Source organism: Achromobacter sp. 2789STDY5608621 (genome assembly GCF_001299375.1).
Taxonomy (GTDB): domain Bacteria; phylum Pseudomonadota; class Gammaproteobacteria; order Burkholderiales; family Burkholderiaceae_B; genus Achromobacter; species Achromobacter insuavis.
The window spans coordinates 1-23,743 of record NZ_CYTU01000072.1; the positions used below are offsets into that span (position 1 = coordinate 1).

At 67.6% G+C, this 23,743-nt stretch carries 23 protein-coding genes and 2 pseudogenes; 9 read left to right on the plus strand and 16 right to left on the minus strand.

Translation table 11 applies throughout. From position 1 onward, the window contains the following. Together AOZ53_RS31350 and argS are read right to left on the minus strand one after the other, a co-directional pair. Positions 1-390, minus strand: a pseudogene (locus tag AOZ53_RS31350) (SPOR domain-containing protein); the annotation flags it as partial. Positions 391-399: 9 nt separating this feature from the next. After that, positions 400-2,100, minus strand: coding sequence for an arginine--tRNA ligase (gene argS / locus AOZ53_RS31355; RefSeq protein ID WP_054475293.1), 1,701 nt, complete (start codon positions 2,098-2,100; stop codon positions 400-402). Between the two features lie 309 nt (positions 2,101-2,409). On the opposite strand from argS, the gene AOZ53_RS31360 reads away from it, so the two are divergent. Both AOZ53_RS31360 and AOZ53_RS31365 read left to right on the plus strand, forming a co-directional pair. Beyond that, on the plus strand, positions 2,410-2,754 hold the full coding sequence (locus AOZ53_RS31360) for a DUF1840 domain-containing protein (protein WP_054490853.1): 345 nt from the start codon (positions 2,410-2,412) through the stop codon (positions 2,752-2,754). Positions 2,755-2,834: 80 nt separating this feature from the next. Next, positions 2,835-3,152, plus strand: coding sequence for a hypothetical protein (locus tag AOZ53_RS31365; RefSeq protein ID WP_006386976.1), 318 nt, complete (start codon positions 2,835-2,837; stop codon positions 3,150-3,152). 63 nt (positions 3,153-3,215) lie between these two features. Here the strand turns inward: AOZ53_RS31365 and AOZ53_RS31370 are convergent, their stop codons facing one another. From AOZ53_RS31370 to AOZ53_RS31395, 6 genes are all read right to left on the minus strand, one after another. Further along, the gene (locus AOZ53_RS31370; protein ID WP_006386977.1) at positions 3,216-4,016 is read right to left on the minus strand and encodes a carbohydrate ABC transporter permease; all 801 of its coding nucleotides are present in this window, start codon (positions 4,014-4,016) and stop codon (positions 3,216-3,218) included. After that, entirely contained in the window at positions 4,013-4,888 is an 876-nt protein-coding gene (locus AOZ53_RS31375; protein ID WP_035359840.1) for a carbohydrate ABC transporter permease, read from the minus strand. The genes AOZ53_RS31370 and AOZ53_RS31375 overlap by 4 nt, the downstream gene beginning before the upstream one ends. A 13-nt stretch (positions 4,889-4,901) precedes the next feature. After that, entirely contained in the window at positions 4,902-6,197 is a 1,296-nt protein-coding gene (locus AOZ53_RS31380; RefSeq protein WP_054490855.1) for an ABC transporter substrate-binding protein, read from the minus strand. A gap of 33 nt (positions 6,198-6,230) precedes the next feature. Then, on the minus strand, positions 6,231-7,286 hold the full coding sequence (locus AOZ53_RS31385) for an ABC transporter ATP-binding protein (RefSeq protein ID WP_054433933.1): 1,056 nt from the start codon (positions 7,284-7,286) through the stop codon (positions 6,231-6,233). Between the two features lie 122 nt (positions 7,287-7,408). Continuing rightward, the gene (locus AOZ53_RS31390) at positions 7,409-8,206 is read right to left on the minus strand and encodes a phosphodiesterase (RefSeq protein WP_054433934.1); all 798 of its coding nucleotides are present in this window, start codon (positions 8,204-8,206) and stop codon (positions 7,409-7,411) included. A gap of 35 nt (positions 8,207-8,241) precedes the next feature. After that, the gene (locus AOZ53_RS31395) at positions 8,242-9,255 is read right to left on the minus strand and encodes a LacI family DNA-binding transcriptional regulator (RefSeq protein WP_054433935.1); all 1,014 of its coding nucleotides are present in this window, start codon (positions 9,253-9,255) and stop codon (positions 8,242-8,244) included. A gap of 316 nt (positions 9,256-9,571) precedes the next feature. Here AOZ53_RS31395 and AOZ53_RS31400 point away from each other — a divergent pair, with 316 nt between their 5' ends. After that, positions 9,572-10,900: an amidase gene (locus AOZ53_RS31400; RefSeq protein ID WP_054433936.1), complete on the plus strand. Its 1,329-nt coding sequence runs from the start codon at positions 9,572-9,574 to the stop codon at positions 10,898-10,900. 139 nt (positions 10,901-11,039) lie between these two features. Here AOZ53_RS31400 and leuA read toward each other — a convergent pair whose 3' ends face one another. The 3 genes from leuA to AOZ53_RS31415 all read right to left on the minus strand — a co-directional run bounded on the left by leuA (position 11,040) and on the right by AOZ53_RS31415 (position 14,947). Then, positions 11,040-12,749, minus strand: a complete 1,710-nt coding sequence (leuA, locus tag AOZ53_RS31405) for a 2-isopropylmalate synthase (protein ID WP_054433937.1) — start codon at positions 12,747-12,749, stop codon at positions 11,040-11,042. Between the two features lie 392 nt (positions 12,750-13,141). Further along, the gene (locus tag AOZ53_RS31410; protein ID WP_006392283.1) at positions 13,142-14,119 is read right to left on the minus strand and encodes a tripartite tricarboxylate transporter substrate binding protein; all 978 of its coding nucleotides are present in this window, start codon (positions 14,117-14,119) and stop codon (positions 13,142-13,144) included. Positions 14,120-14,308: 189 nt separating this feature from the next. Then, positions 14,309-14,947, minus strand: a complete 639-nt coding sequence (locus AOZ53_RS31415; protein WP_054433938.1) for a hypothetical protein — start codon at positions 14,945-14,947, stop codon at positions 14,309-14,311. On the opposite strand from AOZ53_RS31415, the gene rpoN reads away from it, so the two are divergent. From rpoN to AOZ53_RS31435, 4 genes are all read left to right on the plus strand, one after another. Then, on the plus strand, positions 14,946-16,391 hold the full coding sequence (gene rpoN / locus AOZ53_RS31420; protein WP_054475263.1) for an RNA polymerase factor sigma-54: 1,446 nt from the start codon (positions 14,946-14,948) through the stop codon (positions 16,389-16,391). The two genes, AOZ53_RS31415 and rpoN, sit on opposite strands and share 2 nt — an antisense overlap. A 93-nt stretch (positions 16,392-16,484) precedes the next feature. Beyond that, positions 16,485-16,691, plus strand: a complete 207-nt coding sequence (locus AOZ53_RS31425) for a type II toxin-antitoxin system RelB family antitoxin (RefSeq protein ID WP_054433940.1) — start codon at positions 16,485-16,487, stop codon at positions 16,689-16,691. 68 nt (positions 16,692-16,759) lie between these two features. Continuing rightward, a complete protein-coding gene (locus AOZ53_RS31430) occupies positions 16,760-17,041 on the plus strand; it encodes a type II toxin-antitoxin system RelE/ParE family toxin (protein WP_054433941.1) in 282 nt (93 codons plus the stop codon). A 192-nt stretch (positions 17,042-17,233) separates the two neighbouring features. Beyond that, positions 17,234-17,515, plus strand: coding sequence for a (2Fe-2S)-binding protein (locus AOZ53_RS31435; protein WP_054433942.1), 282 nt, complete (start codon positions 17,234-17,236; stop codon positions 17,513-17,515). On the opposite strand, the gene AOZ53_RS31440 is transcribed toward AOZ53_RS31435, so the two are convergent. Continuing rightward, a complete protein-coding gene (locus tag AOZ53_RS31440) occupies positions 17,485-18,405 on the minus strand; it encodes a LysR substrate-binding domain-containing protein (RefSeq protein WP_054490858.1) in 921 nt (306 codons plus the stop codon). The genes AOZ53_RS31435 and AOZ53_RS31440 overlap by 31 nt on opposite strands. Before the next feature lie 113 nt (positions 18,406-18,518). Here AOZ53_RS31440 and AOZ53_RS31445 point away from each other — a divergent pair, with 113 nt between their 5' ends. Together AOZ53_RS31445 and bfr are read left to right on the plus strand one after the other, a co-directional pair. After that, positions 18,519-19,433: a DMT family transporter gene (locus tag AOZ53_RS31445; RefSeq protein WP_054433944.1), complete on the plus strand. Its 915-nt coding sequence runs from the start codon at positions 18,519-18,521 to the stop codon at positions 19,431-19,433. Between the two features lie 421 nt (positions 19,434-19,854). Further along, positions 19,855-20,331, plus strand: coding sequence for a bacterioferritin (gene bfr / locus AOZ53_RS31450; RefSeq protein WP_054490860.1), 477 nt, complete (start codon positions 19,855-19,857; stop codon positions 20,329-20,331). An 87-nt stretch (positions 20,332-20,418) separates the two neighbouring features. Here the strand turns inward: bfr and AOZ53_RS31455 are convergent, their stop codons facing one another. The 4 genes and pseudogenes from AOZ53_RS31455 to AOZ53_RS34900 all read right to left on the minus strand — a co-directional run. Continuing rightward, complete coding sequence (locus tag AOZ53_RS31455; protein ID WP_180180218.1) at positions 20,419-21,120, minus strand: hypothetical protein; 702 nt, start codon at positions 21,118-21,120, stop codon at positions 20,419-20,421. A gap of 24 nt (positions 21,121-21,144) precedes the next feature. After that, the gene (locus tag AOZ53_RS31460) at positions 21,145-22,752 is read right to left on the minus strand and encodes a peptide chain release factor 3 (RefSeq protein ID WP_054433946.1); all 1,608 of its coding nucleotides are present in this window, start codon (positions 22,750-22,752) and stop codon (positions 21,145-21,147) included. A 111-nt stretch (positions 22,753-22,863) separates the two neighbouring features. Beyond that, positions 22,864-23,493: a LysE family translocator gene (locus tag AOZ53_RS31465; protein WP_054461022.1), complete on the minus strand. Its 630-nt coding sequence runs from the start codon at positions 23,491-23,493 to the stop codon at positions 22,864-22,866. A 45-nt stretch (positions 23,494-23,538) separates the two neighbouring features. After that, positions 23,539-23,743 (minus strand): annotated as a pseudogene (locus AOZ53_RS34900) (RNA helicase); the annotation flags it as partial.

Sequence of the window (23,743 nt, forward strand, 5' to 3'; positions counted from 1 at the left end):
GGCCACGGCCGGCGCGGCGGCGGGGGGGGTGTTGGAGGTCGGCAGGGTGGCGATCAGCGCGCCCAGGTCGTCAGGCTTGCGCGACGGCTCGGTGCCGGCGGCGCCCGGCAGCGGCGCGGGCGCCGTGGCGGTCGGGCCGGTGGGCGACGAACCCGCGGCGCCGTCGCGGCCATACAGGCCGGCGTTGGGGTCCGGCGCCTGGCGCGGGTCGGGCAGCTTGCCGGCGTCGCCCTGCCGCGTGGCGCGGTCGACGAACGGCACGGGCGCCTTGGTGACGTAGAACGCCACGACGGCGGCCACGATCAATCCGATGAGCAATCCGGCCAGCGCCCCGTACAGGGTGCTGCCGCTTTCGCCTGACCGGCGGGTGGGTTTGCGCTTGGTGGCCATGTACCGATGTTACATCCGCTCGGGGGCGGACACGCCCATCAACGCCAGGCCGTTGGCCAGCACCTGGCGCGTGGTCGCGGCCAGGCGCAGGCGCGCCAGCTTGAGCGCGGTGTCGTCGACCAGCACGCGCTCGGCGTTGTACCAGCCGTGGAAGTCCGAGGCGCAGTCGCGCAGCCAGAAGGCGATGTGGTGCGGGGCCAGTTCCTGGGCGGCCAGCGCCACCACGTGGGGGAATTCGGCCAGGCGCTGCATCAGCGCGAATTCGCTCGGGGCGGTCAACAGGGACGCATCGGCCGCGGCCACGTCCGCCGCCGGCATGCCGGCGTTGTTGATGACCGAGCAGATGCGCGCGTGGGCGTACTGGATGTAATAGACCGGGTTCTCGTCGCTCTTGGACAGCGCCAGGTCGACGTCGAACACGAATTCGGTGTCGGCGCGGCGCTGGATCAGGAAGTAGCGCACCGCGTCGCGGCCGACCCAGTCGATCAGGTCGCGCATGGTCACGTAGCTGCCGGCGCGCTTGGAGATCTTGACCTCCTGGCCGCCGCGCATCACCTTGACCATCTTGTGCAGCACGTAGGACGGGTAGTCCTTGGGAATGCCCTCTTCCAGCGCCTGCAGGCCGGCGCGCACGCGCGCCACGGTGCCGTGGTGGTCGCTGCCCTGGATGTTCACGGCGCGGTGGAAGCCGCGTTCCCACTTGGCCTTGTGGTAGGCCACGTCCGGCACGAAATAGGTGTAGCCGCCCTCGCTCTTGCGCATGACGCGGTCTTTGTCGTCGCCGGTGCCCAGCTCGGTGGTGCGCAGCCACAGCGCGCCGCCTTCCTCATAGGTATGGCCGCCGGCGATCAGCGCCTTGACGGTGGCCTCGACCCGGCCCGACGTGTACAGCGAGCTTTCCAGGTAGTAGTTGTCGAACTTCAGGCCGAACGCCTGCAGGTCCAGGTCCTGCTCGCGGCGCAGGTAGGCCACGGCGAAGGCGCGGATGTCGTCCAGGCTGTCGATGTTGCCGGTGGCGGTGACGGGTTCGCCGTCCGAGGCCTGCAGGGTCTTGCCGGCCTGGAAGTCGCGGGCGATGTCCAGGATGTAGTCGCCCTTGTAGCCGTCGGCGGGCCAGTCGGGCGAGTCGGTCGTCAGGCCGCGGGCGCGCGCCTGCACGCTGATGGCCAGGTTCTCGATCTGGTTGCCGGCGTCGTTGTAATAAAACTCGCGGGTCACGTCCCAGCCGATGGCGTCATACAGGCGGCACAGGGCGTCGCCCAGGGCGGCCTGGCGAGCGTGGCCGACGTGCAGCGGGCCGGTGGGGTTGGCGGACACGAATTCCACCAGGATCTTCTCGCCGCTGCGGGCGGCGCGGCCAAAGGCCTCGCCCTGCTCGGCCACGGCCGCGATGACGGCCTGGCGGGCGGCGGCGGTGACGCGCAGGTTGATGAAGCCGGGACCGGCGATTTCAGCGCTTTCCACCAGGTCGCGGGCGCCGGGCTGCGCCAGCAGCGCCTCGACGATGGCCTGGGCCAGTTCGCGCGGGTTGCGCTTGGCCGGCTTGGCCAGCTGCATGGCCACGTTGGTGGCGACGTCGCCGTGGGCGGCGACCTTGGGGCGCTCCAGCAGCACGGTGGCTCGGGCCGTATCGGCCTGGGCGTCGGGCAGGCTCTGCGCAACCGCGGCCTGGATCAGGGAAATAAGCTGTTTTTGTTGCTCGAGGAGCATGGGCGTCTGGAGAAGTTCTGGGTGGGTGACGAAGGCGTCGGGCCGGGGGCGCGTACGGGCCCGCCGGCGGCGCCGGGGGCAGGATCGGCCCGGCGGGCGCGCCGCTCGGGGCACGACCGCGCCTGGGCGCCGGATTCTCGGCCGCCGCGGCTTCCGCCGTCACGGGAATCTCCTGAATCATAGCTTGATTTGGCGGCCGCCACCGGGCGCGGCCCCCCGTCCGGCCGGGCCGCCGCAAGGGGCCAGTTGGCATCCCCAGGGCGTTGCGGTAGTGTATGGAAGGTATTCAATAGTGAGGGAGACCGGAATATGCTGATTACATTTCACTCCAAGGTCGTGGCCGAAGTCCTGATGCTGACCGACCACGCCGGCGTCCTGCTGCAGGCGGCGGGCAAGTCCTTTGGCGACAAGATCCCCGAGCGCGGGGTTTTCACCGTCGACCAGCTCGGCCCGGCCATCCAGGGCATCCAGAAGGCCATCGAGGAATCCCAGGGCAGCCACGACGAGGACGAGGAAGACGAGGACAAGGCGCCCGTGGCCCCCATGGCGCGCGCGGTCGGCCTGAAGGAACGCGCCTTTCCCCTGCTGGACATGATGCGCCAGTCGCAGGCCGCCGGCGCCGAGGTCACCTGGGAAGTCTCCCGCGGCTGGTAGGCAATGTCGCCGGACGGACAATCTGTCCGGCGATTTTTCCCTACCCTTTGCGGCTGACGCCATTTCAAGGAATCCCTGCCATGCGCAGCGACATCACCATCGTTTTCGATACCCGGCGCTCGCTGGACCTGTCGGCCAACGTCGAACCCAGCCCGCAGCGCCAGAACGACGCCCGCGACTGGTTCGACGGCGCCTGGGAAACCCTGGGCTGTGAACCCCTGCGCCCGAGCGGCAAGGTGCTGCTGCTGGACAAGGTGCTGGGCGTGGCCGACGCGCTCGGCTACGACATCCTGTCCACCGACGCCAAGGAAGCCCGCGAGTTCGCCGAGCACCTGGCGCTGGCGCTGGAGCGCCCGCGCATCACCGTGGACCTGCCCGGACTGACGGTCGGTTACTGACCGCCTGGCCGCGCCAATGAAAAGACCCCGCATGACGCGGGGTCTTTTGTTTTCCGGGGCGGATCAGCGGATGCCGGCGCGCATGAACGACTGCACGAACTGGCGCTGGAACAGCAGGAAGGCGATCAGCAGCGGCGCCGCCGACATCAGCGTGGCGGCGGTGATCACCGACCAGTCGATGCCCTGGTCGGTCGACGAGAACACCTGCAGGCCCACCGTCAGCGGCCGCGATTCCACCGAGTTGGTGATGATCAGCGGCCACAGGAAGTTGTTCCAGTGGTGGCTGACCGACACCAGCCCGTAGGCCACGTAGATCGGCTTGGCCAGCGGCACGTACACCTTCCACAGCACCTGCAGCGCGTTGGCGCCCTCCATGCGCGCGGCCTCTTCCAGCTCGCGCGGCACCGTCTTGAAGGTCTGGCGCAGCAGGAAGATGCCGAAGGCCGAGGCGAAGTACGGCAGGCCGATGGCGAACACCGTGTCGCGGATGCCGAGCTGGCTCATGGAGCGGTAGTTCTCCACCAGCAGCACGTCCGGCATGATCATCAGCTGCAGCAGCACCAGCATGAAGACGAAGTCGCGGCCGCGGAACTCGAAGCGCGCGAAGGCGTAGCCGGCCAGCGTCGACAACACCAGCTGCGCCGCCAGCACCATCGTCACCAGCAGGAAGGTGTTGGCGAAGTAGCGCGGAAACGGCGCGGCCTGCCAGGCCCGCGCGAAGTTGTCGAGCGTCAGCGGCGCGAACAGATCGAAGCGGGTGGCGTAGGCCGGCGGGTGGAACGCCGCCCACACGGCATAGGCCAGCGGCAGGATCCACAGCAGGCCCAGCGCCCACGCGCCCAGGGTATCGAGCTTGTCTTTCATTGGTAGTGCGTCCTGCGGTCCAGCCAGCGGAACTTGATCAGCGCCGTCAGCGCCAGCACCACCAGCAGCACGACGGTCAGCGTCGCGGCGTAGGCGGTGTCCCAGAAACTGAAGCCCACCTGGTAGATGTAGTACAGCAGCAGCGTGCTGGCGTTGTCGGGCCCGCCGCGGGTCATGACCACCACGTGGTCCACCAGGCGGAAGGCGTTGATCAGTGCGTTGATCAGCACGAACAGCGTGGTCGGCATCAACAGCGGCCACAGCACGCGCCGGAAATACTGCCAGCGCGAGGCGCCTTCCAGCATCGCCGCCTCGCGCAGCGACGGCGACACCGTCTGCAGCGCGGCCAGGTAGAAGATCATGAAGAAGCCGGATTCCTTCCACACCGTCACCAGCATCAGCGCCGGCAGCGCGGTTTCGCGGTTGCCGAGCCAGTTGGGACCGGGCGAGCCGAACAGCTGCATCACCTGCGCGATCAGGCCGTACTGCGGGGTGTAGAAGAACAGCCAGATATTGGCCACCGCCACCATCGGCAGCACCGTCGGCGTGAAGTACGCCATGCGCAGGAAACCGCGCCCGCGCAGGTTGCGGTTGACCCACAGCGCCATGACCAGCGCGATGCCGATCGAGGTCGGGATGGTGCCCAGCGCGAACCACAGGTTGTTCCAGAGCGACTGCCAGAACACCGGGTCGTCGCGCATGACCGCGTAGTTGTCCAGCCCGACGAAGCGGGCCGGGCGCGCGCCCTTGGGAGTGGAATAGAAGCTGTGCCAGAGCGTCGCCAGCGCCGGGTAATGCGTGAACGCGGCGAGCAGCACGATGGCTGGCAGCAACAGCAGCCAGCCATAAAGCGCATTCAAAGAGCGGCTCATCGTGCTTGCGGGATCACTTGTAGGAACGCAGTATGCGGTCGGCTTCGCGCTGGGCGTCGGTCAGCGCCTGCTGCGGCGTCTTCGAACCCGTCAGCGCCGCCTGCAGGGCGTCGTTCAGGGTCTTGGTGACGCGCTGGTTCTCGTGGGTCGAGAATTCGGCCACGCTCACCTGCAGCTGGTCGCGCGCCACGGCGGCGGCCGGCACTTCCTGCGCGTACTTCTTCATCTTCTCGGTCTGCCAGGCGGCCGGCGTCACGGCCACGTAGCCGGTGGCGATGCTCCAGTCGGCGGCGCGCTCGGGCGTCGTGGCCCATTGCGCGAACTTGAGCGCGGCCTGCTGTTGCTCGGGCGTGCCGCTCTTGAAGATGTAGAAGTTGCCGCCGCCGGTCGGGCTGCCGCCGCGCTTTTGCTGCGGCATCATCGCCACGCCGAACGGGAAGTCGGCGTTCTTGCGGATGTTGGTCAGGTTGCCGGTGGTGGTCCAGATGATGGCGGCCTTCTTTTCCAGGAAGTCCTTGGGCGTGGTGCCCCAGTCGATCGTGCCGGTGGGCATGATCTTGTGCTTGGCCGACAGGTCGTGCCAGTACTGCGCGGCCTCGACCACGGCGGGCTTGTCCAGGTAGACCTCGTTGCCGGCCTCGTTCATCAGGATCGCGCCGTTGGGCGTGGTCAGGGCCTGGAACAGCCAGTAGGCGAAGGCGCCGCCCGACGGGATCTCGATGCCCCACTGGGTGGTGTTGCCGCTGGCGTCCTGCTTGGTCAGTTTCTTGCCGTACTCGACCAGCTCGGCCCAGGTGGCGGGCGCGCGCTCGGGATCCAGGCCGGCGGCCTTGAACAGATCCTTGTTGTAGTACATCACGATGGTCGAACGCTGGAACGGCACGCCCCAGGTGTGGCCGCCGGTGCGGCTGTTCTGCATGAAGGCGTCGTAGAAGCCGCCCAGCCATTTCTTGTCGGCGTCGCTCTTGGCCAGGCCATCGATCGGCACGATGGCGTCTTCGTCGATCAGCGTGAACATGTCGGTCGACAGCAGCACGGCCAGCTGCGGCGGCGTGCCGCCCTTCAGGGCGGTCAGCGCCTTGGCGATCGAATCCTGGTACGAACCGGCGTAGATCGGCTTGATCTTGATGCCGGGGTTTTCCTTCTCGAAGTCCGTCACCATGTCGTCGACGATCTTGGTGATCGGGCCGCCCACGGCGACCGGGTAGTAGAACTCCACTTCGACGGGCTTCTGCTGCGCCTGCACGGGCAGCGACAGGCAGGCGGCGGCAAGGCTGGCGGCCAGGGTCTTGAGTACGATGCGTCGCATGATTGCGTTTCCTTTCCTGTGGATTGGGCGTCTTCAGCGCCCGACGGTGTTGATGACCGCCGAATCGGCGGCAAAGAAATGCTGTTGCTCGGCCGGCCACGACAGGCGCAGCGCCTCGCCGGCGCGGGCCCGCAGATGGCCGCCCACGCGCACCGCCACGCCGCCGCTGTCGCCGATGCGGCAGACCACGATGGAATCGGCGCCGAAGTACTCCACGCTTTCCACCGTCGCGGCGATGCCATCGCCGTCGATGCGGATGTGCTCGGGCCGCACGCCCAGCTTGGCGGCGCCTTCCGGCGCGCCCGCGATGGCCGGACCGTGGGTGCCGGCGATCACGGTGGCGCCCTGGAGCGGCATCAGGTTGATCAGGTTCATGGGCGGCGTGCCGATGAAGCGCGCCGCGAATTCGCTGGCCGGACGTGCATACAGGCCGTCGGGCGTGTCGTGCTGTTCGATCTGGCCGCCGCGCAGCAGCACCACCTGATCGGCCATGCTCATGGCCTCGGTCTGGTCGTGCGTGACGTAAACCATGGTGATGCCCAGGTCCTGCTGCAGCGCGCGGATCTCGCGCCGCATTTCATGGCGCAGCTGCGCATCCAGGTTGGACAGCGGCTCGTCCATCAGGCACACCGGCGCTTCGGAAATCACCGCGCGGCCCAGCGCCACGCGCTGTTGCTGGCCGCCCGACAGTTGCGACGGCTTGCGGTCGAGCAGATGGCCCAGGCCCAGCAGCGAGGCCACGCGTTGCAGGCGGCGGTCGTAGTCGCGCGCCGGTTCCTTGCGCACCTTCAGGCCGAACAGGATGTTCTCGCGCACCGACAGGTGCGGAAACAGCGCATACGACTGGAACACCATCGAAATGCGGCGCTTGGCGGGCGGCAGCTGGGTGACGTCGCGGTCGCCGATGCGGATGGTGCCGGACGTGGGCGTGTCGAGTCCGGCGATCATGCGCAGGGTGGTCGACTTGCCGCAGCCCGAAGGGCCCAGCAGCACGGTGAAGCTGCCGGCCGGCACGGTGAAGCTGACGCCGTGGATCGCGGCCGCGCCGCCGTATTGCTTGGTGAGGTTATCCAGAACGATGGATGACATGCTGTCTCTTGGATCTAATTTTCAGATCCGTCTGCGGCGCGTGCGATGAAAACCTTTTCATTGTGCAGCGCAATCATGACGGAGATATGGCAAGGCATAGTGTTTGTAATCGAGATCGGGGCTCAGGCGAAGGGATACGGCCCGGGGTATTCCCCAATCACGGCGTGATGGGTGACCAGCGCGCCGTCGTGCCACCAGTGCAGCTGGTAGCCCGGCGGTTCCATGATGTACTGCAAGGTCGGGCGCGGCCCCAGTTCCAGCGCCAGCTGGTGCGCGGTGCCCGGACAGGTCGAGGCGATGGTGCCGCCGAAGCGGCGGAAGATGGTGCGGTGCAGGTGGCCGCACAGCACCCGCTCCACGCGCGGATAGCGCGCCACGATGCGCTCCAGCTCGGGCGCGCCGGCCAGCAGGCCGATCGCATCCATGTGCTCGATGCCGGTCAGGAACGGCGGGTGGTGCATCAGCACCAGCGTCGGCCGGTCGGGCTGTTCGGCCAGCCGCGCGGCCAGCCAGCCCAGGCGCTCGTCGCACAGTTCGCCGTGGCTCTTCATCGGCACCACCGTGTCCAGCGCCAGCAGGCGCAGCGGATAGGTTTCGACCGCGTACTGGATGAACGGCCCCTGCCCTTGCAGATAGCCATGGTCGGGAAAGGCCGCGCGCAATTGCGCGCGGTCATCGTGGTTGCCGGGCAGCAGGAAATACGGGATTTCAAGCGCCTGCAGCTGCTCGCGCAGCGCCTGGTATTCGTGCGCCTTGCCCAGATCCGTCAGGTCGCCGGTGATCAGCACGCAGTCGGGCCGCGGCGTCAGGGCGTTGAGGGCGCGCACCGCGGGGCCGAGGAAGGCGGCGGGATCGATGATGCCGTAGGCCTTGTCGCCCGGGGTGCGCATGTGCAGGTCGGTGATCTGTGCGATGAGCATGACGCGTGTCTCGTTTTTTATCTGTTCTGGAAGGTTCAGCGGCGCACCGGCGCGGCGGTGCCGCCGACCACGATGCAGTGCGGCAGGCGGCTCGATTGCGGCGGCTGGCCGTGGATCTGCGCCAGCAGGTTCGAGCAGGCGGCCTGGCCGATGCCGTCGCTGGGCTGCGCCACCGTGGTCAGCGGCGGCGTCAGCAAGGCGCCGAAGCGCATGCCGTCGAAACCGCAGACCGAAATATCGGACGGCACCGACAGGCCCAGCGCCACCAGGTCGGCAATGACCGCCGTGGCCAGCAGGTCGTTCGAGCAGAACAGGGCCGTGGGCGCCTGCTTGCCGCGCAACGCACCCTTCAGGGCGTCGGCGTCGCTGCCGGTGTGCGAGCTCATGGCGATGTGCTGGATGGGTTCCAGCCCCAGCTTCTTGGCGCAGGCGCGGGCGCCCGCCAGGCGGCGGCGCGCGCGGTCCGATGCCGTCAGCGGGCCGGTCACGATGGCGATGCGCCGGTGCCCCAGCGCGGCCAGGTGCGAAACCATGTCGATGGCCGCCGCGCGATTGTCGACAGAGGCATAGGGATGGGCGGCGGATTCGTTGTAGACCAGCACGTAGGGCATGCCGGCGCTGTCCAGGTCATCCAGCGTGGTGCTGCGGGCGGCGTCCGCCACGGTCAGGATCAGGCCGTCGACCTGGTGGTCGATCAGCCCCTGGACCGCCGCCGATTCCACCGCCGGGTCATAGCCGGTGGCGGTCAGCATCACGCTGTAGCCCGATTCGCGGGCGCGCCGCTCGGCACCTTCGAAGCACTCGGCGAACACCGGGTTGGAGAGTGTCGGCAGGATCAGGCCGATGGTGCGCGTGCTGCCGGAGCGCAGGCTGCGGCCGACGCGGTTGGGCCGGAAGCCTGCCCGCTTGGCGATGGCGCGGATGTGCGCCAGGGTGTCGGGATGGACGATGTCCGGCTGGTTGAACGCGCGCGAAACCGTCGCGGGCGACACCCCCGCTTTGCGGGCAACCTCGATGATGGAAAAGCGGGGCGATGCGCGCGACGCCATGGCTACATTGCTGCCGGTTTGCTGAAAACGTTTTCATCTTACAAGACAAATATGACCTTTGTGTTGCACCCGTTTGCGCTATGCTGTTAACGACGCAACAACATAAAGCCAGGGCGCGGCGCCGCATGAAATCCCTGTGAAAACCCGCTTTTTTCAGTGGTTTTCCCAATTGACGCGACGCGCACAATGGCTGGGTTTGTCACAGCCGGCCGGCATCATGCCGCCAGCCGGATCGGGATAAACCCCAGGTCAAGGGGACCGGGTGCGGAAGTCAGTACCGTGCATCTTGCACGGCACCGGGATAGAGGAAAGGATCATGTCTACTGCCTTAAACAGACTTGGCGCGCTTGAAGCGGCGCGCAAGCTGCAACGGCGCGAATTGACTGCGGTGCAATTGGTGCGCGCCTGCTTTGCGCGCATCGAACAACGCGAAAACACCATCCATGCCTGGACGGCGCTGCAAAAGCAGGCCGCCCTGGACCACGCCGAAGCCCTCGACCGGGGCGCATTGCGCGGTCCGCTGCACGGCCTGCCGCTGGGCGTGAAAGACCTGTTCGACACCGTCGACCTGCCCACGCGCTACGGCTCGCCCATCTACGAACGCCATCGCCCCGGGCTGGACGCGGCCGCCGTGGCGCTGTGCCGCCATGCCGGCGCCATCGTGATCGGCAAGACCGTCACCACCGAATTTGCCACCTACCAGGCCGGCCCGACCCGCAATCCGCGCAACGAGGCCTACACCCCCGGCGGCTCCTCCAGCGGCTCGGCCGCGGCGGTGGCCGACGACATGGTGCCGTTCGCGCTGGGCTCGCAGACCGCGGGCTCCATCATCCGCCCGGCTTCGTATTGCGGCATCGTCGGCTACAAGCCCACCTTCGGCGCGATCCCGCGGGCCGGCGTGAAGAGCCTGGCCGAATCGCTCGACACCGTGGGCGGCTTCGCCCGCTCGGTGCCGGACGTGGCCCTGTTCGCCTCGGTCCTGATGCGCGATCCGCGCCTGCTGGACCTGAGCTACGACGCCAAGCCGCGCATCGGCATGTACCGCAGCCTGCAGTGGCGCCATGCCCAGTCCGAGACCAAGGAAGCCTTCGCGCAGGCCGCCGCCACGCTGTCGCGCGCCGGCGCCCACGTCGAAGAGGTGCCGCTGCCGCCCGAGCACTGCATGCTGGTGCAGCTGCACGCCGACATCATGGCGTTCGAGTCGTCGCAGTCACTGGCCTATGAACGGCTGGAGCATGCCGCGCAGCTCAGCCCGAAGATCCAGGCGATCCTCGAGGCCGGCGCGCAGATCACCGCCGAAGAGCACATCAGGAACCTGGCGCGGGCCGCCGAATCGCGCGCCCGCGTGGACGGCTGGTTCGACAAGTACGACGTGCTGCTCGCGCCCGCCGCCAGCGGCGAAGCGCCGTTCGCCGACCTCGGCACGGGCGACCCGCAGTTCTCGCGCGCCTGGACCCTGTTCGGCCTGCCGTGCCTGAACCTGCCCTTCGCCACCGGCCCGCAAGGCCTGCCGGTGGGCCTGCAGCTGATCGGCAAGCGCTACGATGACCATCGCACCCTGGCGATCGCCGCCTGGATCCACGAGCGGCTGCTGGCGGCGCGCGAGCCCGACATCGGCGCCTCCGACATGTGGCCGCGGGGCTGAGCCGGACCCTCGACCCGCCGCGCCAAAAAGAAAGCCCGCCGGATAAAGGCGGGCTTTTTTTGTGCGGAGCGGCTTCACCGTAAGAAGCGCGCGGGGGACGCGGCGGCGGTAACCGCCACGCCCGCGGCCTGGCGGCGGATCACGCGGCCTCGGCGGCTTCCTGTTCGGCGGCGACGGTGCCGGCGTTGATGTGACGGTTCACCGCGCTCAGCACGGCCTGGAACGAGGCCGTGACGATGTCGCGGTCGATGCCCACGCCGAAGCCCGTGCTCGAATCGCCGACGCGCAGTTCCACATAGGAGGCGGCGCGGGTGTCGGTGCCGGTGCCGATGGCGTGCTCGTGGTAGTCCATGATGCGCACCGGCACGTCCAGCGCGGCCACGAAGGCCGAGATGGCGCCGTCGCCCTTGCCCGTCACGATGCGGCGTTCGCCGTTGTATTCGAGTTCGGCCTCGATGCTGAAGTGCTGGCCTTCACCGGCCGACGGATTGCCGTCGATGCGGTGGCGCACCAGCTTCCACGGGGTCTTCTGTTCCAGGTATTCGCGGTTGAAGATGGTGTGCACGTCGTCGGCCGTGACTTCGCGGCCGGTCTCGTCGGTGACGCGCTGGATGGCGCGGCTGAATTCGATCTGCAGGCGGCGCGGCAACACCAGGCCGTGCTCCTGTTCGAGCAGGTACGACACGCCGCCCTTGCCCGATTGGCTGTTGACGCGGATCACGGCGTCGTAGCTGCGGCCGAGGTCGGCCGGGTCGATCGGCAGGTACGGCACTTCCCAGACGGCGTCGGGCTGTTGCAGGGCAAAGCCCTTCTTGATGGCGTCCTGGTGCGAACCGGAGAAGGCCGTGAAGACCAGGTCGCCGGCGTACGGGTGGCGCGGGTGCACCGGCAACTGGTTGCAGTACTCGGCGCAGCGGCGCACTTCATCGATGTCCGAGAAGTCCAGGCCCGGGTGCACGCCCTGGGTGTAGAGGTTCAAGGCCAGCGTGACCAGGTCGACGTTGCCGGTGCGCTCGCCGCTGCCGAACAGGCAGCCTTCGATGCGGTCGGCGCCGGCCATCACGGCGAATTCGGCGGCGGCCACGGCGGTGCCGCGGTCATTGTGCGGGTGCACGCTCAGGACGATGCTGTCGCGGCGCGCCAGGTTCTTGTGCATCCACTCGATCTGGTCGGCGTACAGGTTGGGGCTGGTGGCCTCGATGGTGGCGGGCAGGTTCAGCACCATCTTGCTTTGCGGCGTGGGCTGCCAGACGTCGGCCACGGCGTTCGAGACTTCGAGCGCGAATTCGGGTTCGGTGGTGCTGAAGACTTCGGGCGAGTACTCGTAGCGCCACTGGGTTTCCGGACGCTGCGCCACGTATTGCTTGATGAGACGCGTGCCGGTGGTGGCGATGTTCTTGATTTCGTCCTTGCTCATGTTGAACACGACCTTGCGGAAGGCCGGCGCGCAGGCGTTGTACATGTGGACGATGGCTTGCTTGGCGCCCGCGGCGGCTTCCACGGTGCGGCTGATCAGGTCTTCACGCGACTGCGTCAGCACGATGATGGTGACGTCGTCGGGGATGCGCTTTTCGTCGATCAGCTTGCGCACGAAATCGAAGTCGGTCTGCGAGGCCGACGGGAAACCCACTTCGATTTCCTTGAAGCCGATCTTGACCAGCTGCTCGAAGAAGCGGAGCTTGCGCTCGACGCTCATCGGCTCGATCAGGGCCTGGTTGCCGTCGCGCAGGTCGGTGCTCATCCAGATCGGCGGCTGCGTGATGCGGCGGCTGGGCCAGGTGCGTTCGGAGAAGTCGCGGGTGAACGGCGCGAAGGGGACGTATTTGGTGGCGGGGTTGGCAAGCATCATCACTACACCTCGATCGGTTTCTTGTGAATCCCGGGATCGGTTTCCTCGGCCGGCATGCGGCCGGATGGCGGCCTGGTGCCAGGGTTGGCCGCGTTCGCGCGGCGCAAGATTCAGTTTTGAAAAGGGGAAATCGCGTGTGGCAAGCGTGGCTGCCGAGCTACCACGGGGACACTAGGCCCGGCAACCGATCGGTAGGTATAGCGATAGCGCGATGAAGGCGGTACGAGCGCGCAGGCCGGCAACCGGAGCGGCGGAGCGTCCGGTGGCAATCGCGAGGGAGGTGCGTTGAGCGGCCATAGGGTGCTAGTCAAACATACTTTTGCGGGCAGCGCAATCGGGAAGGCGATAAAAAAGCCGGGGACGGATCGGTCCCCGGCTGGGCATCACTCGCGTTACTGCGTTTGCATGTGGCCGTTCTTGACGACCTGGCCCAGGCGCTCGCGCTCGCTCTTGGCGAATTCGATGAAGCTGGCGCGCGAACCGCCGCCCGGCTCGATGCTGCTCTGGCGCAGGGCGTCCTGCACTTCCTTGGTCTGCAGCGATTTCTCGATGGCGGCGTTCATCTTGTCGAGCACGTCGGCGGGCGTGCCGGCGGGCGCGTACAGGCCGGCCCAGTGGCCGATGCGGATGGCGGGGAAGCCCAGCTCGGCGGTGGTGGGGATGTCCGGCGCGCTGGCCATGCGCTTGTCCCAGGTGGTGGCCAGGGCCTTGAGCTTGCCGCTCTGCACCAGCGGCAGCGTGACGATGCTGGCTTCGGAGGTGGCGTCGACCTGCTTGCCGATCACCGCGGTCACGCCTTCCGAGCCGCTCTTGTAGGCGATCGGCTCGACCGGCAGGCCGGTGGCTTCCTTGACCATCTCGGCCACGAAGTGCGGCGTGCTGCCGTTGCCGGCGGTCGAGAACGTGATACGGTCGGTCTTGGCCTTCTTGGCGCGTTCGACGAAGTCCTTCAGGTCCTTGGCCGGGTTCGACGGATTGGCGACGATGACCGACGGCGTGATCGACAGCAGCGCGACCGGGGTCAGCTCTTCGTCCTTGTAGGGCTGGTCCGAGCGGATCAGGCTGTTGGTGACCGTGCCGTTGCTGCCCACCAGGTAGGTGTAGCCATCGGCCGCGCTGCGCGCGACGTGCGCGGCGCCGACCACGCCACCGGCGCCGGGACGGTTTTCGACGATGACGGGCTGGTTCAGGGTCGTGCCCACCGCCTTGGCGATGATGCGAGCGACCAGGTCGTTGGCGCCGCCGGCGCTGAAGGGCGCGACGAACGTGATGGGCTTGTCGGGCCAGGCGGCGTTGGCCGGGGCGGCGACGAAGGCGGCCGAGCAGGCCAGCAGGAGGCCGGCGGCATACCGGACGGGGGTGCGGAACATGTAAAGCAACTCCAGGGGGCCGGCCGCGCATCCGGCTGGTCTCTGCAGTCGGCTTGATCTGGTTTTAAAGGTGCGCGGCCCGCGGTTGCGCGAGCCTGGAGGGCCAGTATAGGGGAGCCCGGCTGGCAGGGGACTGAAACAACCAGGCCGCCTTGCGGCGGCCTGATGCGTTGGTTGGCGGACGTCGGTTCAGCGGGCCGGACCGCCGATGCGGGGCTCGATGTAGCGCTGTTCGCGGCTGTCGCGGGCATCGCGGCGGCCGTCGTCACGGCGGCCGTCGTCACGGTTGTCGCGCGACGGCTTGGCGTCGAGGATGTCGGCCTGTTCGGCCACCATGGCGATCTTGCCGATGCGGTTGTGGCGGATTTCCGACAGCGAGCGGTGCAGGTCGCCGACGGTGAAGGGTTCTTCGCGGCTGCCCCAGGTCCAGCGCAGCACGCCGAGGGACTCCTCCGACAGCTGCGGCGCCAGGTCGGCCAGCACGCCGGTGCCGACCGGGGTGGCGCGGCCGGAAGCCAGGCTGGCCGACAGCCAGGCGCGCAGGATGAAGAAGACGATCAGGGTCCAGATGCCGGCGACGACCCACCAGATGTACGGATTGACCTTCTGCACCATGTCCATGGTGGGTTGGCCCAGCGAATGCAGGAATTCGTAGTTGATGCGCTTGCCGAAATCCAGGATCCAGGAGGCGGCGAGATACCAGACGATCACGGCGACGGCGATCACGATCGCGCGCACGAGAAGTCGGGGAAGCGCCAGTTTGAGCAGGGTCTGGCCGATAAGTCGGCAATCCTGGCGAACGCGTGCGGGCGAAGTCTGATTCATCATGCAAAATATTGTACCTATGACCCGTCCAATTTTAGAACTGCGGCCCGGTCAGCATCTCACGCTGACCCCTCAACTGCAGCAATCCATCCGGTTGCTGCAGCTGTCCACGCTCGACCTCGAGGCGGAAATCTCGCAGGTGCTTGCCGACAATCCGTTGTTGGAACGCGACGATGAGCCGTCGTCGGTCGAAACCCAGGCGGAATCGGAACGCGAATCGTCGGTGCAGGACGACGAGCCAGCGCCCGAGCGCGAGACCCCGGTGGACGAAATGCCGGGCTCGGGCGGGGTGTATCCCGACGACGACTCCAGCCTGCCCGAGGCGGCCCGGCCCGACACCCTGCGCGAACACCTGCTGGGCCAGCTGGTGCTGACGCGCGCGGCGCCGCGCGATGCCACCCTGGCGGCGCTGCTGATCGATGAGCTGGACGAGAACGGCTACCTGGGGTCGCCGCTGGAGGAAATCCTGGGCTGGCTGCCCGCCGAGATGGAGCCGGACCTGGACGAACTGCGCGCCGCGCTGTCGCTGCTGCAGTCGTTCGACCCGACCGGCATCGGCGCCCGCGACATGTCCGACTGCCTGCTGTTGCAGCTGCGCAACCCGGACCTGACGCGCCTGCCCGAGGCCGCCGATCCCAAGGCGTTGGCCTGCGCCCGCCTCATTTGCGGCCAGCACCTGGCGTTGCTGGCCACCGGCAACAACGCCCGCCTGTGCGCGGCGGTCGGCTGTGACGAGGCGACGCTGCGCGTCGCCCATGCCCTGATCCTGCGCCTGGAACCGCGCCCCGGCCGCGCCTGGACGGTGCCGGCGGCCGACTACGCCGTGCCCGACGTGATCGTGCGCAAGACGCGCCGCGGCTGGCAGGTGACGCTCAACAGCGCCGCCATGCCGCGCCTGCAGATCAACGGGCTGTACGCGCAGATGCTGGGCAACCAGAAGGAGTCGGCCCACGCCGGCCTGCAGGCGCAGTTGCAGCAGGCCAAGTGGATGATCCGCAACGTCGAGCAGCGCTTCGACACCATCCTGCGGGTGGCCCAGGCCATCGTCGACCGCCAGACCGCCTTCTTCAGCCAGGGGCCGGCGGCCATGCGGCCGCTCATCCTGAAAGACATCGCCGGCGAGTTGGGCCTGCACGAATCCACCATTTCACGGGCCACAACGCAGAAGTACATGCTCACTCCGTTCGGCACGCTGGAACTCAAGCGCTTCTTCGGGGCGGGGGTGTCGACGGACGGCGGCGACGCCACGTCGGCCACGGCGGTGCAGACCTTCATCCGCCAGATGGTGGCCGAGGAGAACCGGGCCAAGCCGCTGTCGGACAGCCAGATCATGGAAAAGCTGGCCGACCAGGGCATCGTCATCGCCCGCCGCACGGTCGCGAAATATCGCGAAGCGCTGCGGATCGCACCGGCCGCGCTGCGCAAGGCGCAGGCCGTGGCGCGGTGAAATAAGGGATATTTTTGCGGCAGAGCGCTGCGGGGCCTGGCGCCTTGACGAGCGTTCGTTGCCGTACACTGGGCTTTCATCAGGAGCGTTTCCATGGGCCCAGTCCCTTCCCCCACCGTCTCGGAATTCGAGACTGAAGAACAGGCGGTCAGCTACGACCGCTGGTTCCGCGCGAAGGTGCAAGCCAGCCTGAACGATCCGCGTCCGGCCATTCCCCACGACCAAGTGATGGCTCGCATGGATGCCATCATCGACGCGGCGCGCAAGCGTCGGCAGGACACGCAAGACGGCCAAGGATGAAACCGTCGGTCTGAGCCGGTCTGAGGACATGCTCGCCGTGCCCGGTCGCTGGCACAGCCGAGTTGCGCATGCTTCACGTATCCTGGCTTCCTACCGCCGCAGACGATCTGGCGGGAATCATCTCCTACATTGCCGAGCGTAGTCCGCAAGCGGCGCGCAACCTCCGGCAACGCATCGACAACGCCGTGCTGTCCCTGGCCCGACACCCATACCGGTATCGAGTCGGCCGCGTCGTCGGCACGCGCGAACTCGTCGTGCACGTCAATTACGTGGTGGTCTACCGAGTCACCGAACTGGCGATCGAGGTCATCCATATCTTGCACGCCCGCCGGGAATATCCCCCGGATTGATCGCAAAAGCACCCTGCCGGACCTGCTGAACGGCGTGGCATGTGACGCCGGACAGGGCGCGCGCCCTTCGGCCGTGCGTCAAGTCACGCCGATAAAACGTCCCTTATTTCAAAGAGTTAGATGACCGCGAAGTTGCAAATTATTTAGGCACGGTACTTGCCATTGCAGGAATAAATCTCGATAATTATTCTCATGTACATTTGCGTATGTAATGCCATTACCGAACGCCAAGTCCGCGCCAGCGTGGACGCGGGCGCGACGTCGCTTTCCGACCTGCAGTTCGAGCTGGGCGTGGCCACGTGCTGCGGCTGCTGCGCGGCCACCGCCGCCGAATACCTGCCGGGCGGCCGCTGCTCCAGCGTGTGCGATGTGCGCTCGATCGCCGTTCCGGTCAACCCGCCGGCCGCCATGGTCGAACCGGGCGCGTCCGCGGCGAACAGCAGCTATCCGGTCATCCAGGTCGCGGTCGCCTGAACGGCGCCGTCATCTGCCACGGCTTGCAGGCTCAGCCCTGCAAGCCGTTGTGTTTCCGTTTCACAAAAATCCCTGATCATCCCCGCCAACTGGCGCACCGGCTCGCGCGCCGGCTCCGACAGGCATAGCGCCAGCTCGGACGGCGGCACCGGCGGCAACGCGTCGTCGACCAGCCGATGGCCCGCGGCGATGCAGCGGCGCTCCAGCAAGGCCACTCCCAGACCCCCCGCCAGCGCGGCCTGGATCCCCATCAGATTGGGGCTCTCGTAGGCGATGCGCCAGCGGCGTCCGGCGCGTTCGAGCGCGTGGATGGCGCGGTTGCGGTAGATGCAGCCCTGCGGAAAGGCCACCAGCGGCACCGGTTCGCTGCTGGCGGGCAGCGCGTGCGGGCCGGCGATCCAGTGCAGGTGTTCCGGCCAGGTGGTCAGCGCCGGGCCGGCGCCGGGTTCGCGCTTGAGCAGCGCCAGGTCCAGGTCGCCCCGTTCCAGCCCGCGCGTCAGCGCCACGGTCAGGTCGCAGCGCACCGACAGCCTGACGGCTGGTCGGGTGCGGGCGAACTGCGCCACGATGGCTGTCAGGCTGTCGGCGGCGAAATCGTCGGGGATGCCCAGCCGGATCACCTCGACCCGCTTGCGGCCGCTGACCGCTTCGCGCACTTCGGTGGACAGCACCAGCATGCGGCGCGCATAGCCCAGCAGGCGTTCGCCGTCCTCGGTCAGGTGGACCTGGCGGCCCTCGCGCACGAACAGCGTGCATTCGAGAGTCTCCTCCAGCTTGCGGATCTGCTGGCTGACGGTGGACTGGCTGCGGTGAACCCGCTCGCCGGCGCGGGTGAAGCCGCCCGCGTCGACGACGGAGACGAAGCTGTGCAGTAGATCGAGATCGAGCATGAGAGACGCCTTTGCATCGGTTTTTCAAATACTTTTGATCCAAATAAAGCGTTTGTCAATGGATAGGGCCGCGCCCAGAATGGGCTCCTCTTCCTTTGCCCGGACCCGCTGCCATGAAGGCGTCATCGACTTTGCCCGCCACCGCCCTGCCCGCCGACGCGCCGATGGGCGTGGCCTGGACGCCCATCGCGGCGTTCTGTTTCCTGTGGAGCTCGGCGTTCGCGGCGGCCAAGATCGCGGTGCGCGACTGTCCGCCGCTGACCCTGCTGACCATCCGCTTCCTGATCGCCGGCGCCCTGATGCTCGGCGTGGCCGCGGCCAGTGGCCGTTGGCAACGGCCCAGCGGCCGCGATCTGGCGGCGCTGGTGCTGCTGGGCGTGTTGAACAACGCGGCCTACCTGGGCATGAGCTGGAGCGGCATGACCACGGTCTCGTCGGCCTTCACCGCGGTGCTGATCAGCACCAATCCGCTGTTGATCGGCGTGCTGGCCGGACCGGTGCTGGGCGAGCGGCTGGGCTGGCGCAAGATGCTGGGCCTGTGCCTGGGGCTGGCCGGCGTGGCGCTGGTGCTGCGTTCACGGCTGTCGGGCATGCAGGAGGACCTGCACGGCACCTTGCTGGTGACGGGCGGCCTGGTGGCGTTGGTGGCGGGCACGCTGCTCTACAAGCGCCTCAAGCCTTCGACGGGACTGTGGATGGCGACCGGCATCCAGTCGCTGGCCGGGGCGGTGGCGTTGATGCCGGTGGCGCTGCTGCACGAGAGCATCGGCGATGCGCGCATGACCACAAGCCTGTTCTGGAGCATGGCCTACATGATCGTGGCGGTGTCCATCGGCGGCTATTACCTGTGGTTCATGATCCTGGGCCGCGCCAGCGCGACGGCGGCCAGCGCCCTGCATTTCCTGATGCCGCCGCTGGGGCTGCTGTTCGGCTGGCTGGTGCTGCGCGAACAGGTGACGTGGCTGGACCTGCTGGGCATCGTGCCGATCGCGTTCGGCATCTGGCTGGCGACGCGGCGCGCGCCTTGAGGTGGCGAGGCTGTCGGCCGGGACGCGGCGCGGCGGCAAGGCGTGAAGCGTGCGCGGCATCCATGCCCCGCGGGTTGTTCCAGGACAACGCGGGGCGTCGTTGCGATCGCGTCGATGAATCCGGCGCCCGGCCCGCGCCCAGGCCCGGCGCTTGCGCGGCAAATGACGGCCGGATCGGGCGGGCCGCGTGCGCGCAGGCCGCGCAACGCTTGCGCCGCGCATGCAAATCAACGCGCACACATACTCATTCTCATTTGTTTGTCGCTTTCTTGTAGCGCTCGTAAAGCGGTTTACCAAATGCGCGCCAAGGCTAGGCGCGGCCCCGCGGCCGATGTTAGTCTGCCGGGGTTGCGTACTCGCGGCATCGTGCGCTTCTTGTCGCGATGCAGTGCGCGTCGCGTCCGACTGCAAGGAGTCCATTATGAAAGGCGACAAAACCGTCATCCAGTTCCTGAACAAGCAACTGACCAACGAACTGACGGCGATCAACCAGTATTTCCTGCACGCCCGCATGTTGAACCACTGGGGTTTCGACAAGCTGGGCAAGCACGAGTACGAAGAGTCCATCGGTGAAATGAAGCATGCCGATCGCCTGATCGCGCGCATCTTCATGCTCGACGGCCTGCCCAACCTGCAGGACCTGCACAAGCTGCTGATCGGTGAAGACGTGCCGGAGCTGCTGGCCTGTGACCTGAAGCTGGAGCAAGCCGCCCAGGCGACCGTCAAGGAAGCCATCGCCTATTGCGAATCGGTGCGCGACTACGTGTCGCGTGATCTGTTCCAGGACATCCTGGACGACACCGAAGAGCACATCGACTACCTGGAAACCCAGATCGACCTGATCGACAAGGTCGGCCTGCAGAACTACCTGCAAAGCCAGATGTCGGTGCCCGACTGAACGGCCCTGCCGGCATGAAAATGGCGCCCCGCGGGGCGCCATTTTTTTGCTGCCGCCGCGCGTGCGGCGCGGCCGGGGAATGCGGACTTATTGCGGGCGGGCCGGGCATTCGGCCATCGTGCCCCAGGCGCGGTTGGGACCGCAGTACTTGTTGCGGGCCGCCCACGAACACGAGGGGCGTTCGAAGAAGCCTTGCTGGGCGCACTGCGCCAGTTCGCGCTTGAGCGCGTCCTGCCAGCCAGGCGCGCCGGGCGCGGGCGAAGAGTTGGGCGGCGGCGGCGCCTGCACCATCGGCGTGTTGCCGTAGCCGGCGGCCTGGGTCTGGTTGGCGGGCTGGCCCTGGCCGCCATTGACGGCGGCGCCGGTGCCCGGCGCCTGCAGATCCAGCGTGCTGACGTCGGAGCCGCCTTGCGGCAGCGGCACTTGCGAGGCGGCGGCGATTTCGCGCGCCTGTTCCTGGCTGATGCGTTCGCGCGAGATCTTCACGGCCGGATCGCTGACGGTGTCGAACAGCGAAACGGTGTTGATGGCCCATTCGCGGTCGGCGGGCTTGTCGGGCACGCCGAGCGTGCCGTCGATGCGCGGCTGCGGCGGCTGGGCCACGTAGGGACGCCCGTTGGCGTCGAGCACGGGTTGCTGCGACGCGGCCGCATCCTGGCCGGGCGCAGGCGCGGCGGGCGGCGCATGCGCCACCAGCCAATCACCCAATTGAATGCCGCCCCATGCCGACGCGCCAAGCGCCAGCAAGAGCGTTGCGAATAATAAACGCCAAGACATTGCTACCCTCATCTGCCGTGCGGTACCCGAACGGGTCTACGCCTTGTCTCCGAAGACCTTGCCGCCGTGCTCCCGCATGGCGTGGAATTTCACATCCGGATACAGTTCCTCGGCCACGCGCAACTGCGCGGGGGAACTGATCAAAAACGCCGCCGCATCGACCACATCATAGGCGATATGGGCTGCATTGGCATCCATGAACTTGCGCAGCGCCTTGGGGTTATCAGAAGTAATCCAACGTGCCATTGTGTAGCGCGAAGGCATCATGCGCGCGTCCACGCCGTACTCGGTCTTGAGGCGGTGCGCGACCACTTCGAACTGCAGCTGGCCGACCGCGCCCAGCAGCAGCGAACCGCCGGCGGCCTCGGGGCGGAACACCTGGATGGCGCCCTCTTCGCCCAGCTGCGTCAGGCCGGTGCGCAACTGCTTGGTGCGCAGCGGGTCCTTCACTTCGACGGCCTGGAACAGTTCCGGCGCGAAGAACGGCAGGCCGGTGAACTGCAGCGTTTCGCCTTCGGTCAGCACGTCGCCCAGTTGCAGCACGCCGTGGTTGGGAATACCGATCACGTCGCCGGCATAGGCCTCGTCCAGCAGTTCGCGGCGTTGCGACAGGAACGACACCACGTTGTTGGGGCGCATTTCCTTGTTGGTGCGCGCGACCTTCAGGCGCATGCCGCGCTCGAAGCGGCCGGAGCTCACGCGCACGAAGGCGACGCGGTCGCGGTGGGCCGGATCCATGTTGGCCTGCACCTTGAACACGACGCCCGTGAACTTGGGCTCCTCGGGCTGCACTTCGCGTTGCAGCGCAACGCGCGGGCCAGGGGGCGGGGCCTGCTCGACCAGCGCGTCCAGCACTTCCTGCACGCCGAAGTTGTTGATGGCCGAGCCGAAGAACACCGGGGTCTGCTTGCCGGCCAGGAACTGGTCGCGGTCGAACGCGGGCGCGGCTTCGTTGATCAGTTCGATCTCGCCGCTGGCCTGTTCGAAGGCCGAGCCGAAGCGGCGGCCGATCTCGGGGTTGGTCAGGCCTTCGATGAAATCGTCGTTGTCCGAACGGCGCTCCTGGCCGGGGCGGAACACGCGCATGCGGTCGCGGCGGATGTCGAACACGCCGCCGAAGGCTTTGCCCATGCCCACCGGCCACGAGAACGGCACGGCGTCCATGCCCAGGTGGCCTTCGATCTCCGACAGCAGCTCGAGCGGCTCGCGCACTTCACGGTCCATCTTGTTGATGAACGTGATGATGGGCGTGTTGCGCGCGCGGCAGACCTGCAGCAGGCGGATGGTCTGCGGTTCGACGCCGTTGGCGGCGTCGATCACCATCAGCGCGGCGTCGACCGCCGTCAGCACGCGGTAGGTGTCTTCCGAGAAGTCCTGGTGGCCCGGGGTGTCGAGCAGGTTGATGACGCAGTCGCGGTATTCCATCTGCATCACCGACGACGCCACCGAAATGCCGCGCTGCTTTTCGATTTCCATCCAGTCGGACGAGGCGTGGCGCGAGGCCTTGCGCGCCTTGACGCTGCCGGCGATCTGGATCGCGCCTGCGAACAGCAGCAGCTTTTCGGTCAGCGTGGTCTTGCCCGCGTCAGGGTGGGAAATGATGGCGAATGTACGGCGCCGCGCTACTTCTTGTGGGATGTTCATGATCGGAGGATTCAACCTGACGCCGCGGCCTCAGCCCGGCGCGGTCCGGTATCGTGCATCGAAACAAGCGGGGCACGCGCCGTTGCCGGCGCGTGCCCCGCGCGTGGAAATTCAGGAATGGCGGCGGAACGACGCCAGGAACACGCCGGCCAGGATGAACAGCGAGCCGAAGGTGCGGTTCATCCAGCGGATGTGCTTGGCATCGCGCAGCATGCGCAGCACGCGCGCCGCCAGCAGCGTGTACACGCCCATCGCCACCAGGTCGGTGAACGCCAGCGTGCCGGCCAGCGCCGCGTACTGCGGCGTCAGCGGCAAGGCGGTGTCGACGAACTGCGGCACCACCGCCAGCAGGAACACCGTGCCCTTGGGGTTCATGGTGTTGATCAGGAAGCCGCGCATCACCAGTTCGCGGATCGAGGCCTGCTTGGGATCGCCGGCGTCGACCGCGACCGGCGCGGCGTCGGTGCGGATCTGGCGCACGCCCAGGTAGATCAGGTAGGCAACGCCCAGGTACTTGACCACGTTGAAGGCCATCTCGGAGGTGGCCAGCACCGCGCCCAGGCCGACCGCGACCACCACGAACTGGAACAGGATGCCCATGATCAGGCCGGCCGTGTTCCAGTAGCCGCGGGCAAAGCCGTACTTCAGTCCGGAGGACATCGCGGAGATGGCCCCCGCGCCGGGCGAGAACGAAATGGCCCAGGAGGCCAGGAAGAACGTCAACCAGGTAGAAAGAGGCATGATGGCGCGGGTCCGTGGGTCGCAGTAACAGGTATGCCGCTGATATTACTTGGAGAGCAGCGCCGCGCGCGGGCCGCCGGCCGGGCGGCCGCCGTTGCCGTTGCCGGCGGGACGGGCGCTGCCTTCGGGGCGGCGGTGGTTCTGCTGCGGGCGGGCGTCGCCGCGGCCGGCGTGGGCCGGACGGTCGGACGGCTTGCCGTCGCGCTGGCCCTGGCCGCCGCGGTTGTCGCCGCCGGCGCGGGCCGGCGCC

Coding starts and splice junctions, on each gene's coding strand:
- argS (WP_054475293.1), bottom strand. CDS start 2,100: ATGCTCCTCGAGCAACAAAAACAGCTTATTTCCCTGATCCAGGCCGCG.
- AOZ53_RS31360 (WP_054490853.1), top strand. CDS start 2,410: ATGCTGATTACATTTCACTCCAAGGTCGTGGCCGAAGTCCTGATGCTG.
- AOZ53_RS31365 (WP_006386976.1), top strand. CDS start 2,835: ATGCGCAGCGACATCACCATCGTTTTCGATACCCGGCGCTCGCTGGAC.
- AOZ53_RS31370 (WP_006386977.1), bottom strand. CDS start 4,016: ATGAAAGACAAGCTCGATACCCTGGGCGCGTGGGCGCTGGGCCTGCTG.
- AOZ53_RS31375 (WP_035359840.1), bottom strand. CDS start 4,888: ATGAGCCGCTCTTTGAATGCGCTTTATGGCTGGCTGCTGTTGCTGCCA.
- AOZ53_RS31380 (WP_054490855.1), bottom strand. CDS start 6,197: ATGCGACGCATCGTACTCAAGACCCTGGCCGCCAGCCTTGCCGCCGCC.
- AOZ53_RS31385 (WP_054433933.1), bottom strand. CDS start 7,286: ATGTCATCCATCGTTCTGGATAACCTCACCAAGCAATACGGCGGCGCG.
- AOZ53_RS31390 (WP_054433934.1), bottom strand. CDS start 8,206: ATGCTCATCGCACAGATCACCGACCTGCACATGCGCACCCCGGGCGAC.
- AOZ53_RS31395 (WP_054433935.1), bottom strand. CDS start 9,255: ATGGCGTCGCGCGCATCGCCCCGCTTTTCCATCATCGAGGTTGCCCGC.
- AOZ53_RS31400 (WP_054433936.1), top strand. CDS start 9,572: ATGTCTACTGCCTTAAACAGACTTGGCGCGCTTGAAGCGGCGCGCAAG.
- leuA (WP_054433937.1), bottom strand. CDS start 12,749: ATGATGCTTGCCAACCCCGCCACCAAATACGTCCCCTTCGCGCCGTTC.
- AOZ53_RS31410 (WP_006392283.1), bottom strand. CDS start 14,119: ATGTTCCGCACCCCCGTCCGGTATGCCGCCGGCCTCCTGCTGGCCTGC.
- rpoN (WP_054475263.1), top strand. CDS start 14,946: ATGCAAAATATTGTACCTATGACCCGTCCAATTTTAGAACTGCGGCCC.
- AOZ53_RS31415 (WP_054433938.1), bottom strand. CDS start 14,947: ATGATGAATCAGACTTCGCCCGCACGCGTTCGCCAGGATTGCCGACTT.
- AOZ53_RS31425 (WP_054433940.1), top strand. CDS start 16,485: ATGGGCCCAGTCCCTTCCCCCACCGTCTCGGAATTCGAGACTGAAGAA.
- AOZ53_RS31430 (WP_054433941.1), top strand. CDS start 16,760: ATGCTTCACGTATCCTGGCTTCCTACCGCCGCAGACGATCTGGCGGGA.
- AOZ53_RS31435 (WP_054433942.1), top strand. CDS start 17,234: ATGTACATTTGCGTATGTAATGCCATTACCGAACGCCAAGTCCGCGCC.
- AOZ53_RS31440 (WP_054490858.1), bottom strand. CDS start 18,405: ATGCTCGATCTCGATCTACTGCACAGCTTCGTCTCCGTCGTCGACGCG.
- AOZ53_RS31445 (WP_054433944.1), top strand. CDS start 18,519: ATGAAGGCGTCATCGACTTTGCCCGCCACCGCCCTGCCCGCCGACGCG.
- bfr (WP_054490860.1), top strand. CDS start 19,855: ATGAAAGGCGACAAAACCGTCATCCAGTTCCTGAACAAGCAACTGACC.
- AOZ53_RS31455 (WP_180180218.1), bottom strand. CDS start 21,120: ATGAGGGTAGCAATGTCTTGGCGTTTATTATTCGCAACGCTCTTGCTG.
- AOZ53_RS31460 (WP_054433946.1), bottom strand. CDS start 22,752: ATGAACATCCCACAAGAAGTAGCGCGGCGCCGTACATTCGCCATCATT.
- AOZ53_RS31465 (WP_054461022.1), bottom strand. CDS start 23,493: ATGCCTCTTTCTACCTGGTTGACGTTCTTCCTGGCCTCCTGGGCCATT.